The organism is Roseivirga sp. BDSF3-8, from assembly GCF_041449215.1.
In the GTDB taxonomy this organism is placed as follows: Bacteria; Bacteroidota; Bacteroidia; order Cytophagales; family Cyclobacteriaceae; genus JBGNFV01.
Genome location: NZ_JBGNFV010000001.1, coordinates 3,210,504 through 3,226,726, shown reverse-complemented (window position 1 = coordinate 3,226,726; position 16,223 = coordinate 3,210,504). Strand labels below are relative to the sequence as shown.

Annotated in this window: 15 protein-coding genes; 8 read left to right on the top strand and 7 right to left on the bottom strand. The window is 48.4% G+C overall.

Annotation, left to right across the window (positions count from 1 at the left end):
• Nucleotides 1-3: 3 nt before the first annotated feature.
• Both mraZ and AB9P05_RS13515 read right to left on the bottom strand, forming a co-directional pair.
• Complete coding sequence (gene mraZ / locus AB9P05_RS13520) at nt 4-447, bottom strand: division/cell wall cluster transcriptional repressor MraZ (protein WP_371909355.1); 444 nt, start codon at nt 445-447, stop codon at nt 4-6.
• A gap of 251 nt (nt 448-698) precedes the next feature.
• Complete coding sequence (locus AB9P05_RS13515; RefSeq protein WP_371909354.1) at nt 699-1,922, bottom strand: CaiB/BaiF CoA transferase family protein; 1,224 nt, start codon at nt 1,920-1,922, stop codon at nt 699-701.
• A gap of 106 nt (nt 1,923-2,028) precedes the next feature.
• Here AB9P05_RS13515 and AB9P05_RS13510 point away from each other — a divergent pair, with 106 nt between their 5' ends.
• The 5 genes from AB9P05_RS13510 (at nt 2,029) to AB9P05_RS13490 (ending at nt 8,051) form a co-directional block, all read left to right on the top strand.
• Nucleotides 2,029-3,297 (top strand): TlpA disulfide reductase family protein, encoded by a 1,269-nt coding sequence (locus tag AB9P05_RS13510; RefSeq protein WP_371909353.1) that lies wholly within the window; start codon nt 2,029-2,031, stop codon nt 3,295-3,297.
• A gap of 716 nt (nt 3,298-4,013) precedes the next feature.
• On the top strand, nt 4,014-4,325 hold the full coding sequence (locus tag AB9P05_RS13505; RefSeq protein ID WP_371909352.1) for a hypothetical protein: 312 nt from the start codon (nt 4,014-4,016) through the stop codon (nt 4,323-4,325).
• Between the two features lie 844 nt (nt 4,326-5,169).
• Nucleotides 5,170-6,486, top strand: a complete 1,317-nt coding sequence (locus AB9P05_RS13500) for a DUF3103 family protein (RefSeq protein WP_371909351.1) — start codon at nt 5,170-5,172, stop codon at nt 6,484-6,486.
• Between the two features lie 4 nt (nt 6,487-6,490).
• Entirely contained in the window at nt 6,491-7,201 is a 711-nt protein-coding gene (locus AB9P05_RS13495; protein WP_371909350.1) for a hypothetical protein, read from the top strand.
• 139 nt (nt 7,202-7,340) lie between these two features.
• Complete coding sequence (locus tag AB9P05_RS13490) at nt 7,341-8,051, top strand: hypothetical protein (RefSeq protein WP_371909349.1); 711 nt, start codon at nt 7,341-7,343, stop codon at nt 8,049-8,051.
• 218 nt (nt 8,052-8,269) lie between these two features.
• On the opposite strand, the gene AB9P05_RS13485 is transcribed toward AB9P05_RS13490, so the two are convergent.
• The 3 genes from AB9P05_RS13485 to AB9P05_RS13475 all read right to left on the bottom strand — a co-directional run bounded on the left by AB9P05_RS13485 (nt 8,270) and on the right by AB9P05_RS13475 (nt 10,350).
• A complete protein-coding gene (locus tag AB9P05_RS13485; RefSeq protein WP_371909348.1) occupies nt 8,270-8,515 on the bottom strand; it encodes a hypothetical protein in 246 nt (81 codons plus the stop codon).
• 177 nt (nt 8,516-8,692) lie between these two features.
• Nucleotides 8,693-9,286: a hypothetical protein gene (locus tag AB9P05_RS13480; protein ID WP_371909347.1), complete on the bottom strand. Its 594-nt coding sequence runs from the start codon at nt 9,284-9,286 to the stop codon at nt 8,693-8,695.
• 89 nt (nt 9,287-9,375) lie between these two features.
• Nucleotides 9,376-10,350, bottom strand: a complete 975-nt coding sequence (locus tag AB9P05_RS13475; RefSeq protein WP_371909346.1) for a polyprenyl synthetase family protein — start codon at nt 10,348-10,350, stop codon at nt 9,376-9,378.
• Between the two features lie 66 nt (nt 10,351-10,416).
• Between AB9P05_RS13475 and AB9P05_RS13470 the strand changes: the two genes are divergently transcribed.
• From AB9P05_RS13470 to AB9P05_RS13460, 3 genes are all read left to right on the top strand, one after another.
• The gene (locus tag AB9P05_RS13470; protein WP_371909345.1) at nt 10,417-11,292 is read left to right on the top strand and encodes an alpha/beta hydrolase family protein; all 876 of its coding nucleotides are present in this window, start codon (nt 10,417-10,419) and stop codon (nt 11,290-11,292) included.
• 85 nt (nt 11,293-11,377) lie between these two features.
• Nucleotides 11,378-13,078: an ATP-binding protein gene (locus AB9P05_RS13465; protein ID WP_371909344.1), complete on the top strand. Its 1,701-nt coding sequence runs from the start codon at nt 11,378-11,380 to the stop codon at nt 13,076-13,078.
• Nucleotides 13,079-13,136: 58 nt separating this feature from the next.
• A complete protein-coding gene (locus tag AB9P05_RS13460; protein ID WP_371909343.1) occupies nt 13,137-13,385 on the top strand; it encodes a hypothetical protein in 249 nt (82 codons plus the stop codon).
• Nucleotides 13,386-13,911: 526 nt separating this feature from the next.
• On the opposite strand, the gene AB9P05_RS13455 is transcribed toward AB9P05_RS13460, so the two are convergent.
• Nucleotides 13,912-14,817 (bottom strand): flavin reductase family protein, encoded by a 906-nt coding sequence (locus tag AB9P05_RS13455; RefSeq protein WP_371911356.1) that lies wholly within the window; start codon nt 14,815-14,817, stop codon nt 13,912-13,914.
• Nucleotides 14,818-14,822: 5 nt separating this feature from the next.
• A complete protein-coding gene (gene fahA / locus AB9P05_RS13450; protein WP_371909342.1) occupies nt 14,823-16,097 on the bottom strand; it encodes a fumarylacetoacetase in 1,275 nt (424 codons plus the stop codon).
• Nucleotides 16,098-16,223 lie beyond the last annotated feature (126 nt).

Below are 16,223 nucleotides of genomic sequence, written 5' to 3'. Positions count from 1 at the left end.
GCGCTATTCGTCCAGAAACTTTTGCGCCAATTGAGACATCTCCTTCGGATCCTGGATGAGATACTCCTCATACTTATCCGGGTTCCATATTTCCACCCGCTTACCGGTACCTACCACTATCGCCTCCTTATCAAGACCGGCGTACTGCAGCAGAGCTTTGGGTATATTCAGACGGTTATTGCTATCAAGTTCCACCTGCACATTTCCCCTGAAAAAATTTCGCTGCAGCTTACGGTATTCTTCATTGAACTCGTTAAGCCCGGCAATTTTGGCAAATGTCTTTTTATACTCGACCATCGGATACAATACAAGGCAAGGCTCGAAGCCACGACGGAGCACGAGCTCATCGCCATTGCTGTCGGGCAGGCTGGACTTTATCTTAGCCGGTAGCGTCAGACGCCCCTTGCTGTCCAGTTTGCACTCATATTCACTTGTAAAAAATGCCATGGTCCTGTTTGTGGCCACTCCGTCGGGAATGACATCTGCAAAGCTAATTATTTAACTTCCAAAAGTCACCACTTTCCCCCACTTCTTACCACTTTTTTAGAAAAATAACATTTCACCCCCTCAAATCCAATGTAAAGAGAGAAAAGTTTTGGGCTAAATGGCTGAAAATTAAACAGAGAGGCAGAATCTGGGGGTCATCGGATTACAGGAAAGAGAATTGGATTTATGGCAATTTAATTGGTAAAAAAGGGCTATTTAATTACTTTTTCGTCAAATAAAGTACGTACCTCTTCAGACGAAAACCCCAGACTATCAAGTAAAACGTCCTTAGTATGGGCACCTAGGGAAGGTGGTGGGGCAATGTGGGAGATATTTTCCAAATCTGTAGCTGACTTACCAGATGTAGCAATAAAATGAGGCACGCCGGTGAGCCCTTTTTTTTCTCCCGGAGTCGTTTCCAGAAGAAGCTTTTTACCATACGTCTGCATCACATCCGGCATATCACGCACGATACCCGCAGGTACCCGCGCAGCGGTCAGGCGATTCAGCAAGTCTTCCCCCTCGCACCGGCCAATGGCAGGCATTAACTCCGCCAGCAGCTCTTCGCGGTGGCGTACACGCAGGGTATTGGTGGTAAAAAGTGGGGACTGTGGGAGAAAGTGGAGGCCCAGTACCTCACACAGCGAGCCAAACTGCCGGTCGGTACCCACCGCAAGGATCACCTCCTTCCCATCAGCCGTGGTAAAGGTATCACCGTAAGGAGCAATATTCGGGTGCCGCGAGCCTTCCTTTTGCGGCACATGCCCTGCCACCAGCCAGTTAGCCGCCTGGTTGACAAGACTGGAAACAGCAGCATCCACCAAAGACACCTCCACCTGGCCACCCTCACCGGTGCGCTCCTTTTGCAGTACCGCTAGCAGCAAGGCCTCCTTAAGCTGGTGTGCCGCCAGCACATCCATGAGCGCCACTGGCATTTTCGTAGAGGGGCCACCAGGCTGCCCGTTCATGTACATAAAGCCCGCCTCCGCCTGCACCAGTGCATCAAAAGCAGGCCGCCCCTCCCCTGCATCTCCAAAGCCGGTGATACGGCCAAAAATAATGCCGGGCTTATGCTCCCGCAGCGTCTCATACCCCATACCCAGCCGGGCCGCGGTCGCATCAGTGTAGCTGCTCAGCACAATATCCGAGCACTGTACCAGCCGGTAAATAATGTCGCGTCCCTTCGCCTGCTTCAGGTCGATCGCGATGCTTTTCTTTCCCCAGTTGATGGAGCTAAAGTAAGCGCTCCTGTCATCTCCCGTATCCTCTGCCGGCAGCTTCCACTGCCTCGTCATATCTCCCCCCGCAGGCAGGCTCTCCACCTTGATCACCTCCGCCCCGCACTCGGCAAAAAACTGTCCTACAGCAGGCCCTGCCAGAACGGATGCCAGCTCTAGCACACGGTAACCCTGCAGGGAATCAGAAAAGTTAGCCATACGACATATTGGGGTTTAAAGGGCCAATTACGGCAATTTTTAAGAATTTTATGTATCCTTACAACTTGGTTTGCACGTAAAAAAGCTAAACAGACACGTATACATCATGACCTTTCAGCGCTTACTTCCTTTCCTTTCCCTTTTTATAATAACTACCCTGCTCACAGCCTGTGGCTCCGAAAGCCAGCAGCAAGAAGAGGAAGCCGCCATATTACCGGCTGAAGGAATGTGGCGCGGCGTGTTGAAGACTGAGCCTGAAACCATCCCCTTTCAGTTTACCCTCACCAAAGCAACAGGCAGTACCTATAAAGTTGAGCTCGTAAACGGAGAGGAGCGCATAGAGACAGAGGCCACCCTCACCCCAGGCGACAGCCTCATCATCCCTATGCACATATTCGATACCAGCCTCGAAGCCGTGCTCACCGGCGAGGGGCATATGGAAGGCATATTTGTGAAAAACTACCTCGACAATTATGAAATAGCCTTTGAGGCAGAAGCCGGGGTAGACGAGCGCTTTGTAAGGCAGACCGACCCCAGCGGTATGCCCCAGGGCAAATATGCCGTAACCTTTACCGAAGAAAATGGCGAAACCTATGAGGCCGTAGGGGTATTTGAGTCCACAGGTGATGAGCTCTCCGGTACATTTCTTACCACTACAGGCGACTACCGCTACCTGCAGGGCACTATGGCAGGTGATAAGCTGCTGCTAAGTGCCTTTGACGGAGAGCACGCCTTCCTCTTTACAGGCAAAGTATCAGGTGACAGCCTCACCGACGGGCACTTTTATTCAGGACGCCACTATCACGCTACCTGGACAGGCGCCAAGGATGCAGAGGCCTCCCTGCCAGAGCCGGAATCACTCACCTACCTGAAAGAAGGCTATGACCAGATAGCATTCACCTTCCCCGACCTCCAGGGGGATATGGTCACCCTCGAAGACCAGCGATTTGATAATAAGGTCGTCATCCTCCAGCTATTTGGTACCTGGTGCCCCAATTGCATGGATGAGACGAAGTATCTGGCTGAGTGGTACACGGAAAATCAAGACCGGGGCGTGGAGATCCTTGGCCTCGCCTACGAAAAGAAAGCCGACTTCGAGTACGCAAAAAACAGGGTCAAGAAAATGACCCAAAGAATGGACGTACCATACGACTTCGTGATAGCGGGCACCTCCGATAAAAAAGAAGCGGCAAAAACCCTCCCCATGCTTAATCACGTGATGTCATTCCCTACCACCATCTTTATAGACCGCCAAGGCCGCGTACGCCGCATCCATACAGGCTTCAGCGGCCCCGGCACCGGCGAGTACTTCGAGCGTTGGAAAGAAGACTTCAACAGGTTTATGGATAAGTTGATTGCGGAGGAAAAAAGTTAACCAGATGCATTATTCACGCTAATAGGCTTAAATATTCCAACCATATCACAGCAATTCAGGCAACTTTTAGTGATAGTGTATCGTGTAAATAATATAAACCAAATTAAAAGAAAATGACTAAAGCCAAATTAAAACTCAACCAACTACGCGTAAAAAGCTTTAAAACGGGGGCCGTTGATTTCAGAGGAGGAAGCGAAAATTCTGTAACTTTCTGTATGAATCAACAGGCGGAGCCCTGTTACTCGGGGACCCTTTTAAGGTGCCACTTATCTGCATGCATTTGTGATTAATAATTGATCACCTAATCTCCGTAAATATTAATAGGTAGTGGAACTATACATCAGACTACACTGCCTTTTTTGATTCACGGTGAATGCTTCAGCGGCCCAGGCACCGGCGAGTACTTCGAGCGTTGGAAAGAAGACTTAAACAGGTTTATGGATAAGTTGATTGCGGAGGAAGGGTAAGACCTGTTGCAGGTTCCGCGCCATAATGTAAACAGCCTTATGTATTTGCTAAGCACCATATTGCTCCTTTAACTATCAGCCGAAGACGGACAGGATCATGCTTATTACAAACAAGCTATAGAACATATAGTACGTACCCCGCAGTACCAAGAAATCATAAACCAATCAGCCTATTCAGTTGCTCCGGAGATAGGCTCCTATGACATATGGAATGATTTGTTTGCCAGAGAGTTGGGAGATACCTCTTCCATGTGGAAGTGTACCCAATACTCACACGATACCATAGGCACAGACACTTCGCTGCAAGCATTGGGCACCAGGAAAAAAGCAAAGACACTGGTTACATTTTCACCTATCGAAAATCGGCATTTTATAGTGAACCTATCATATCATACTAAGAAGGTCGCTCACTATGAGATGAATGCCTCCTCCTTGTATGATCTCAATTTTCTATTTCAGATAGAGGGTCAGAATATTATGGAAAAGGGATATTCGCTTACTTTACACGGTAGAGTTGATGATCATATAATAGAAGACGACTTTATAGAGGATTTATTCTGACTTACCCCCTTCCATATCCATAGCCGTCAAGTTAAGAACTTAAACAGCTCAAAAATAGCACATTAGTAATTCCCCACCCTCTGGGAGGGGACGGTTCAAAAAGGCTACAGCACTTTTTGAACCACAGGGTTGGACCGGCATTCCGGCGGGACCGAAATTAGAATTTACCGTTCCTGGCTGCTTTAAGAAGCATTCTGCACGGACCAGCCCCAAAAAGCTCTGCGGCTTCTTGCGCCCTCCTATGCTCCGCAGGAGAGGTCCGACTTTCGGGGAATTGGTGCTTAGCTTCACGGCTATGCTTCCATAACCCACCATCCATATTTCATAAATAGTCATTACCCCCGCCAGTCAGATACTTTTACATTTCAGTATTTTTTGTACTTTTACCACATCAGGCATTCAGCCACCAGGCTATTTTACACCTGCCTTTCACCCTATCCACCTCTCTTCTCCTTCGCTTCTCCAACGGTTCTGCTTCGCTACTCCTTCGCTATGAATATAGCATGAGTCCACCCTCGCTAAGGAGCAGGCCTACTCAGCATATACCATACAAGGTTATTGCATTTTTCTAATCGTGGCACAGCCCCTTCATCTCACCCCTACAGGCCCCCGCTGAGCTACAGCATATTCATTGTTCTTGTACCATGAGACTATTTTAAAAGGGCTGAAATAAACTGTGTAAGCCCCTCCCTAAAAGACTATAAGTACCTGGCTATCCATAAAAAAACAAGCACCATTGCCTCCCCCTAGCCGTAGATTATACAAAAAAAGGGTAAAACCACTATTACCTTGTATTTCCCCCGTGAAATACTGATATTGTTATACCAAAAATATAAATAATATAATGCTATTCAACCAGCCTATTAAAAAGATCACCCTGGCCGTACTGGGGGTCATTATAGCCTTTGGCTGTCAGGAAGAATTTCAAGAACCAGCCACCCCCAACCCCCTCCCTGCCGCCACTTACACCACACAAGACAGAGGCTATGCCCTGGCACAAGCACTGGCAACCGCTATGGCAAGCCAGGAGCTAAGGCATTTTGTAAAGCAAAAGATTGATCAGCGCTTTGACGGAGACGCAAACTTTCTGTATGCCCTGCAGGAGCAGCAGCCGGTCAGCGAAGGCGAGGCCCTGCGTAGCCTTACCTTTGGGCAGGCGCTGTTTGGTAAAGACCAAGCAGGCCAGCGCCGCGCCCGTAGCCTGGAGGCAGAACCCCTCCTTCAGATAGCCTTACGCAAGCCCCCAGGGGTCACAAAAGACTGGGACCCGGCGCGTGAGCACCCTGTCGTCGTCTACCTCCCCTATGGCACAGATGCCCGCCGCGTAAGCACCCTGCCCGCCTTTGACAGCCAGGGCCACTATATAGACTTTCAGGTAGATAAACTGCCCACCGAGCCCATACTGGTGATAAGCCACAATGAGCGGGTAAGGCCTGTACCCCGCCACCACGTAGATAAGCTACGTCACCAGGCAGCACAGGGCCAATTAGCCCCGGATGATGGCTGCATACTCACCACCGACCCCATACTGGTAACAGACGATGCCTACTACTACATGACTACAGACCTCAACTGCGGCGGCACAGGTGGCTATGTACCCGGCGGCCTCGATGGCGGTTCCGGCACCAACGACACCCAGGACGACTGCGACCGCGACGGCAGCCCCCTCTACGACCACATCAGCCGCGTGAAGTTTGTGAATATGAAAGAGTTTAAAGCAGCAGAAAACTATTTGGACGGGGCTCCTGAGGTTTACTTCTTTGTTTTTACCGGGTCAAATCAGGCCCATTTACAGTCTTTTAGGAAAAACATACCCCTCGTTGACCGAAGTGAATGGAAAGACTGCCCTCTGCTTAGCGACTGCTATACCGAGTGGCATTATCCCGATTTGGAAGTGATGTTCTGGGATAAAGAAGAGTTTGGTGAAATACTGGAATATCAATGGTTCGAAGCAGATAATGGTGACCCGATCAAATTTACGACTACTGTAAACAAAGAGCTTGATGATGGCACCACATTGAGTAGTACGTTAGAAGTAACTGTATCAGATAACGATTATAACCTTGGGAATGCCCTTGTTTACTTTTGTGAGGATGCTACTCAAGCAGCCTACAAGTTAAATGAGACAGGGAGCTTAGACTTTGCACTTGAACTAAGATAATCCTATGAAATATTTATCAGCTATACTGTTTATCCTATTTACCTGGCAAACGGGCAATTGCCAGCAATTACAGATAGGCTCAGGGATGGTTTTGGCAGAAAATGAGTATTATCCTGCTACAGCGCAAATAGATTCAGTTATCGTATTCAGGAGAAACTATCATGGCGGCAAACAATTGGTACCCTTCTTACGGTATATATCCCCTGCCATTGGACATTTCACCTTTTCAGGTGGGGTAAGCTACTATGCTAACCATGCAGGCTTATCAGCATATAAAATAATTGATTCTTCCACCCGATCAGGTATCAAAACCACCACTATCGGCATTAAATCGCTTGAAGTCCCTTTAATGGTTAACTATTCCCTTTTTCCCGAATCTGATTTAACCTTAAAGATTTTCGCGGGTGTGATACCTGTGTTTTCACACATCAATTTCGATCCTGTTTACAAGGGCGACAATAGTTCTATAGACTTTCCACAGAAGGTAGCAGATGTGCTTAACAAAGCAGGCACCCTGCCAAAACGATATTATACCGACTATCAGTATGGGGCAAATATCAGCTATAAGCGCTTTGGGCTGGATGTGTTTATACAACAGAACCTCACCTCCAATATCAATAACAACCTGAAGATATGGGATCAGGAGGCGCTTTTTACCCGCAAGAATGAGACACTGAGACTCTTACTATCTTATACGCTACCCTTAGGTAACTAAAACCCCACCGGAAAATAGTAGAGCCCGGGTATGCTGGTAAAAACTAATAGCAATAAATCAGATAAGCAGTGTACTTTACAATAGATACTTTATACCGAAATAGCCAGCATCTACTTTGCATTAGAACTTAGATAATATCATGAAATACTTATCGGCTATAGTTTTATTCATTCTGATTACACAAACCTGCCTTGGGCAGAAGCTGCAATTTGGTATGGGTGTCCCACTCTCCGAACGTGAATATTATCCGGCCGTAGCCCAAATTGATTCGGTAGTAATCTATAGGCGGGACTATTATGGGAAAGGTGAATTTACTCCCTTTGTACGTTTCACTATGCCTCTTTATAAAAACATTTCATTATCAGGAGGACTGACTTATTGCTCAACCTCTGCTGGCATAACAGCCTATAAGCAACTAGGCCCAAATAGCCGAACAGCCGCTACCGGGACGCTGGCGGGCCTTAGATCATTCGAATGCCCGGTTTTGGTGCACTATGCCCCTTTTGGCGAATCTGACTTTAGCATAAGTGTATTTGCCGGTATCATACCCGTATTTGCCACCGTAACCTTCGATGCACGGTACCAAGCTCTGGAAAACCCTATGAACAGGCCACAAGAAGTGGCAGATGTGCTTAACAAAGCAGGCACCCTGCCAAAACGATTTTATACCGACTATCAGTATGGGGCCAATGTCAGCTATAAGCGCTTTGGGCTGGATGTGTTTATACAACAGAACCTCACCTCTAATATTAATAACAACCTGAAGATATGGGACCAGGAGGCGCTTTTCACTCGCAAAACGGAAAGCCTGAGACTCTTACTATCCTATACGATACCATTAGGAAACTAAAACCCGCTAGAAAATACTGAGGGCCGGCCATCCCCGGAGGGGCATATTTTTAGATGCCCCGGGCGGCTTATCAGCGCTCAACCCAGATCAAGGATGGATCGCGTGCCGACTGCCTGCCGGACGTAAGGGGCAAAAGATGAGTCTTTCCCATCCATATCATATCAGGAGGGGCCTTCAAGCACAGGTAGGCAGCTACTTGTCAGGAGTAAGGTTTATACCTATAGGCCCTCACGCATTTCAGTAGAATAGACACTCCCCTCTTTTGGTTCGAATCTAATCTCAAGGTATATGATTTGGGTGGGGTCAATGTCTGTCTCATACACCTCCTTTACGAGATAATAGAATGCAGAGGAATCCACCTTATCAGGCGGCCCGAGCTCTTCGATTACTTCACTCCGGGTAAGTCCTCTCAGGGCGGCTCCGGTTATTAGATCATCCAGCATATTATAGCGGACATCAGTCATTAGCCAGTCCGTCACGCCAGGGCGCTTCCATTCCCTTGCATTGAAGGGCTTTTTTTCCTGCCCATGTCCGCAAGTGTCCCAGGGCCAGGCAAGCCCACAGCCCCATTATAACTAAGTCACGCTTCATCATTCGTATACTGCCGTAGTAGTGAGCCACTTCTCTCCTGCCAGATTACCTTATAGCAATCTGTTTAAAGGCTCCGGCTGAGGATCATAGTCCCCCTCCATAATACGGTTGATCCGTGGCTGAAGTACCCACAGGCCTATACCAAACATCATGATGAAAATAAACTCCCCTGAATACTCGCCAAAGCTCAGGCCACTTTGCCGTTCTATAGACTTAATGGTCTTGGCGGCTATCCTCACGCCCTGGATCCAGCTAACGAAACTAAACACACATACAGCCAATATGATATACCCAAAGCCATTAGGCAGAGAAAAACCAGGCGCAAAATCACCACCACTATTAGAATATATAACACTGAAAAGCATCGCTAAAAAAAGTATCCCCAGGCATACCATGGGCACGAGGTACATGGCGCGAAATGCCGTGAGATCAATCTCGCTACCCAAGGGAAGCTTGTCGTTTAGCCCGGAAAACACACTATATACCCAGAACATTATCGTAAGCTGGGACAAGAGGTAAGCAGCAGGAAATAATATGAAGGCGTAGCTATTAACCAGAACCAGAAGCGAAACGAATATCGCAGGGGCGGTGATAAGTAAAAACACCTGCCAGTGCTTCATTCTCAGCATGTAATCGATCATCATATCTTATTTATTCCGGCTATAAAAATAGCATAATGGCAAGTACCATAAGGAAATAGGTAAGAAAACGAGAGGAAAAGTATAATTTAAAATTACTTAGTACGCTCTATGGTGAAGGTAACCAGGTCACCTAGTGACTTCCGGTAGATATTGTCAGGGAATCGCTCGAGCATGGCCATCGCGTCACGGTAGTACTGTTCCATAATGCCTTCGGCATACGTAAGTCCACCCTGTTGCTTAACAAAGTCTATCACTTCGCGTACCACCGCATTGCTGTCACTTTTTTTCTTTATCAGCTTAAGTATATGCTTGCGGTCAGTCTTATCGGCTTTATTGAGGGCATGGATGAGCGGCAGGGTCATCTTTTTTTCACGAATGTCTATGCCACGGGGCTTACCTATCTCATTGTTGCCGTAGTCGAAAAGGTCGTCCTTTATCTGAAAGGCCATGCCGATCTTCTCGCCAAAGTCGCGCAGGTGCTGCACGGTTTCTTCATCGGCACCGGCACTCGCTGCACCCACCGCACAGCATGAAGAGATAAGAGAGGCAGTCTTCTGGCGGATAATGTCGTAGTAGACCTCCTCAGTAATGTCCAGCTTGCGCGCCTTTTCCATTTGCAGCAGCTCGCCTTCGCTCATTTCACGCACGGCATTAGACACGATACGCAGCAGGCTGAAGTCGCCATGATCCACAGAGAGTAGCAGCCCGCGGCTGAGGAGGTAATCCCCTACAAGTACCGCGATCTTATTTTTCCAGAGAGCATTAACAGAAAAGAATCCGCGACGATAGCCCGCATCATCCACCACATCATCGTGAACCAGGGTCGCAGTATGGAGCAGTTCGATAAGAGCGGCTCCGCGGTATGACGCCTCCGTGATATCGCCCACTACTCCTGAACAGAGAAATACGAACATCGGGCGCATCTGCTTTCCTTTGCGCTTTACGATGTAACTCGTTATTTTGTCCAGCAACAGGACCTTGCTCTTCATAAACTCCCTGAACTTCTTTTCGAAGTCGGTCATTTCAGAAGAAATAGGGGCCTGAATGTCTTTTAGTTTAAGCGTCATTTATCGCTCGCAATTATACGACGAAATAAGCATAACCAAAACCGCTAAACCGTAAAAAACCCCGTTTTGTCCAACTATTCAACATCACCCTCGATCGTCCGCAGTGGTAACCTCAGCCTGACCGGCACCAAACATGGCAGGGCATTTCTGTACGACTTCCGCTTTGTTCCTACCGGCCAGCCAAAGCCCATCGTCATCTTTGTGCACGGATTCAAAGGCTTTAAAGACTGGGGATACTTCAATATGATGGCCGACCATATGGCTACCCACGGGCTGGTAGTGGCAAAACTGAACCTCTCACATAATGGCACCACACCAGACAGCCCCGTCGATTTTGCCGACCTGGAGGCTTTTGGGCAGAACAACTTCGGCCTGGAACTTGATGATCTCGGCCAGCTTATCGATACACTTACCGATACCGGCAGCAGGCTACCCGATAATGAAGCAGATAAATCAGGCCTGCACCTGATAGGCCACAGCCGGGGCGGTTCGCTCGTCCTGCTAAAAGCAGCGGAAGATAAGCGCGTGAAAAAGGTAGTGACCTGGGCGGCGGTGCATGACCTGGCTAAGCGCTGGGGTAGCGACTTTCTTGATGAGTGGGAAAAGAAAGGCGTGCAGTACATCCCAAACGCCCGCACCGGGCAGGAAATGCCCCTTTACTATCAATTAGTAGAAGACTTCAAAGCAAATGAACCCCGCTACAGCATACCCCACCTGCTGCCTAACCTGGAGGCTCCCCTGCTTATCGTACATGGTACAGCCGACCCCTCGGTAGATGTGGAGGCAGCAAAGCAGCTTAAAAAATGGAAACCCACGGCAGAGATGGCGTTAGTAGAAGGCGGCGATCATGTGTTCGGCGGAGGCCACCCATGGGAGGAAAACGAACTTCCCGGACCTGCTGCGGATGTCATAGAAAAAACCATCGCTTTTCTCACTAGGTAACCACCAAAAATGGGCTTTACATAGCGTAAGGACCATATTGATGAGCCTATTTAAACCATTGATAAAGAGTGATGGTTGTACCTGAATGGTAGGTTTTCGTATCCCCCCCTGGCTTTACCGGCTGGTGTGCTACACGCTTTTCCTTACCCTGCTGGTTCTGCCGGTCCGGGCACAGGAAACCCCGCAGGTAGTACGGGTGGGTATCTATGAAAATGAACCCAAAATTTTCATAGATGAAGACGGAAACCCTGCAGGTTTCTTTGTGGACCTGCTCTTCCACCTCAGCCATAGGCTAAACTTCGAAATACAGTATGTAGAAGTGACATGGGATGAGGGCATGAGCCTCCTTAAAAAAGGGCGTATTGACCTGATGCCTGATGTAACAGTGACTCCTGAGCGGCTGGAGAAATACGTTTTTAACGAGGTAGCTATACTGGAAAACTGGGCCAGCCTGTACATTCATGCAGATGCCGAGCCCTCGTACTACACCCTGCAGGACATTCATCATAAGTCTATAGCAGTGATGGAAGGTGATGGCAACCTGCTAGACCTGAAGCAGGAACTGGGCAAAGATACCAGCCTGGTAAATTTCATCGAATTATCGAATTATCAGAAGACTTTTGCCGCGGTAGAGGACGAAAAGGCAGATATGGCACTGGTTAGTTACTATTTCGGCATCTACCGCCGGGCAGACTTTGATGTGCAGCCCCTGCAGCTGGTTATTAACCCCAATACCGTCCACTTCGCAGGCAGCCCCGGCCCTATACGCAGCCTTATCGGCAAAATAGACCAGGAGCTGGTAATCATGAAAAGGGATGAAGACTCTGCTTACTACCGGCTTTTGGACAAGTGGCTCACCCGGGATAACTACTTCAGGTTTCCCAGATGGCTAAGCTGGCTCCTGGCCGGCATGGTTACCAGCCTGCTGATATTACTTATCGCTATCCTCGCCCTGCAGGTTCGGTTGAGAAGAAGAAAAGGTGAACTGTCACGGATCAATAAAAAGCTTACCCAAAACATCCGGGTGAAAACCAGAATAGAAGAGAGCCTGCGCAACCGGAATCAGGAGCTTGCCAAAACGAACGAGGCCATGGACCAGCTCATATACCAGGTATCGCATAACCTTCGGTCGCCTATTGCGTCAGTGCTGGGCCTTATAAATATCCTGCGCCTGGAACTGCCGAATGAGGCCATAACCGGTCAGCCAATCAGTAAAATGGAGAGCAGCATGCAGCGGCTCGACACCATTATCAGTGACATACTTGACTACTACCGTAACTCTCGCATGGACATAGCCCTTAATGAGGTGGATCTAAAGGAAATGGCCAGCGATATATTTGAGAGCATGGCACACGTACATGCCGCAGGCCGGGTAAAAACAGAGATAAGTATATCACAGACCATCCCCCTCTATACAGATAAACGCAGAATAAAATCCATACTTCATAACCTTATCAGCAATGCCCTGAAGTACGCTGATCAGGCCCGGGATAATCCCTACGTAAAAGTAATTGCCGAGATCACACCTACTTACGCAGACATCCGGGTAGAAGATAACGGACTGGGCATAGCCCCGGATCAGCAGGATAAAATCTTCTCCATGTTTTACCGTGCTACCACCCAGGGACACGGGGCAGGGCTGGGCCTGTATATCATAAAAGAGACCATAGAAAAATTGGAGGGGCGGATAACGGTTGACTCTGTCCCAGGCAGAGGCACTACCTTTACCTTTCGCATACCCAACCTGCACCAGACTCAGGAGGTACCAGAAGATATATCCCTCTGAATTGTGTTATGTATATTGAGCTCCCACCAGGGATTAATCAAGAAACTATTGCTGAAGTATGTTCGGACTATTCAGAAAAAAGAAGAAGCAAAACAGTCTGCCTGAGTTATTTGACCTTAATGAGCAAAGGCTGCACGAAGGAGACGAAGTAATGGCCCATCGGTATGAATTAGGCAAGTCTGTGGTAGTACTGGAAGACAATACGTATTTTTACAGGTCAGTTGAAACCGGTAAAATGATCCGGTTTAACCTGATGATAGATGCAACCACACAGCGACAAAAGGTGGAAAAAATCCAACGTAACTGAAACTTTCTCCTGTAAAAACCCTACCAAACAGTACATAATTTACAGTAAAACAATCAGATAATTTCTCCCCGAATAGTCATATCTAATTAAACTTTACCAAATCTAAAAACCCAGGCCAAAATGCAGCCAATAAATGTTATTTATCGTAGGGTTTCAGGCAATTATGCATTCGAAAGACTAGCAAGATTAAATTAAGATAAATTGAAGACTACTTTTTCTTACTTTTGTCTAAGTTACCCAGCAGGTATTATTTCCTTTTCATAATCAAAGGATTACACTAACTATGCATTATCAAATAAATGATTTTTGATCAGGGAAATATCTCTCCAGAGTCATTTATATTTTTTTGCACTAAAAAGTTGCAAAAATTTTAATTATATTACCTTTAAGAAATCTATTCTTATTAGATAAAAAGTCTGATCTGTTCTGGCAAACAGATTAGAAATGGCTTCAATTTAAAGTTCATTAGGTTAAATGGAAGGCTATAATCAGTAATGATCATAGCCTTTTCCTTTTTATATACCCTCTATTTCTGAACTTCAGGGTCTTGTAGCAGCACCTGCCATGCCTGGGCAGTCTCCCCTTTCTCCAGGTACTTTTGAGCCAGTTTGTGCAATTCCCTTCTGTATGTAGAAGCCGTATTACCAAAGCGGTTCGCCATCTCTTTCACTTCCGGATCCTGTGCCATGGCCTTCACCTCATCATCAGAAGGCAATCGCTCCACATTACCAAGACGCCCCAGGTTATTTCCCGTAAGTACATCACTGTAGCGGATGGGCTCAGGTATACCATCCACACCAATCCCCTTGGTTTGCAGAGGCTTTTCTATTTCAAAGATACTGTCCGGCGTGGAGCGGCAGTAATAGTTACCTCCCATCCGTGACACAGCATCAAGCTTATAAGGATCTATCCGTTTGTTCTCATCCAGGATGTCCTCACGAATATGGGCAAGCACCACCTCACAGATAACGAGGTTACCGGCCCCGCCATCCTGCCCCGTCTCTATCACTTCTTTTACCACACACTCAAAGCTGGCGGGGGCATCTTTTACCCGCGGAGGCTTTACCCGCTGGCTGGGGGCTTCCTCAAAGCCTGCTTTCACAAACTCGTTCACGCCCTTATCATACTCCGTACTCGCCAGGCTCATCTGCTCCACCATGGGGTAGTTCGCAATATTGATGACCACCTCCGGTACCTCGCGAATATTTTCCAGCGTGTGCTTTATTGTGTTGTCACGCACCCGGCGCGCCGGTGAAAACACCAGGGTGGGCGGGTTGGCCCCAAAGCAGTTAAAGAAACTGTAAGGGCTCAGGTTTACGTTTCCGTCCTTATCTATCGTACTCGCAAAGGCAATAGGCCGGGGGGCAATCGCCCCCAGCAGGTAGCCATGTACTTTGGCTACGGCCTCTTCTTTTGGATCAAACGTCAGCATACCCATCACTCTGCAGGTAGTACTTTACTACGCACCTCACCAAAGCCAATACGCAGGCCGTCCTTTTCACAGTGGCCGCGCATGATCACCGTATCACCATCATGGATGAAGCGGCGCTCAGTACCGTCAGGCATCTGCACCGGTTTCGTGCCCTTCCAGGCTATCTCCAGCATACTACCAAATGCGGACTCCTCCGGGCCACTGATGGTACCGGAAGCATACATATCGCCTACCCCAATGTTACACCCATTCACCGTATGGTGGGCCAGTTGCTGGTTAATGTTCCAGTACATGTGCTTAAAGTTACTGTGGCACACTACTTTTTCCTCGCCTCCGTCGGGCTGTATACCTACTTCCAGGTCAATGTCGATATTTTTCTTCCCGGACGTTTTCAGGTAAGGCAGGGGCTCAGGGCGCTGCTCCGGACCTGCCACACGGAAAGGCTCCAGCGCATCCATAGTCACCACCCAGGGGCTTACCACAGAGGAGAAGTTTTTGCCCAGGAAGGGACCGAGGGGAACGTACTCCCACTTCTGTATGTCACGGGCCGACCAGTCATTAAACAGCACCATGCCGAAGATGTAGTTTTCGGCCTCATCGGCAGCAATGGACTCACCCATGGCTGTGGCCTGGCTGGTGATGAAGGCCATCTCCAGTTCAAAATCCAGGCGTTTCGTAGGGCCGAATGACGGCTGCTCCTCATCGTCATTCTTCGTCTGGCCTTTGGGACGCTTAGTAGGCGTACCGCTTACCACAATGGATGAAGCGCGGCCGTGGTAGCCTACAGGCAGGTGCAGCCAGTTAGGCATCAGGGCATTGTCCTTACCCCGGAACATGGTACCCACGTTGGTGGCATGCTCGCGGCTGCTGTAAAAGTCCGTGTAGTCCCGTACAAACACAGGCATAAGCATCTCTACATCAGCCTGCTTCAGCAGAAACTTGTCGTACACCCCGGGTGCAGAGGCCAGCTCATCGTTGCTGTCCAGCAGCAGTTGAGAGACACGCTCACGCACGTCGCGGGTGATGGCCTTGCCCAGCTCCATGAAGGGGTTCAGGTACTGATTTTTGAAAATACCAGCCGGCAACTGGCCTATATTAAAGTATCCGGCCTCCTGTACGGCAGCGAGGTCCAGCACATACTCACCGATGGCTACCCCGATACGGGCATCGCCTCCGCTTACGCGGAACACGCCGAAAGGCAGGTTTTGGATAGGGAAATCACTGTTTGGTTCTACGGTGACCCATGACTTGCGGCTTGGGTCGTTGGCTTTGAGCGTCATAAGCTATGGAAAAAATTTTGGGTTCTATACCTGGATAACGGCCCGCAGGCCGGAAAGTCCCAAAGTTATAAAAAATGAAGGAGGATGACAGCAGACGCAGCCTGGGGGAAGTAATGAGTGAAGGAT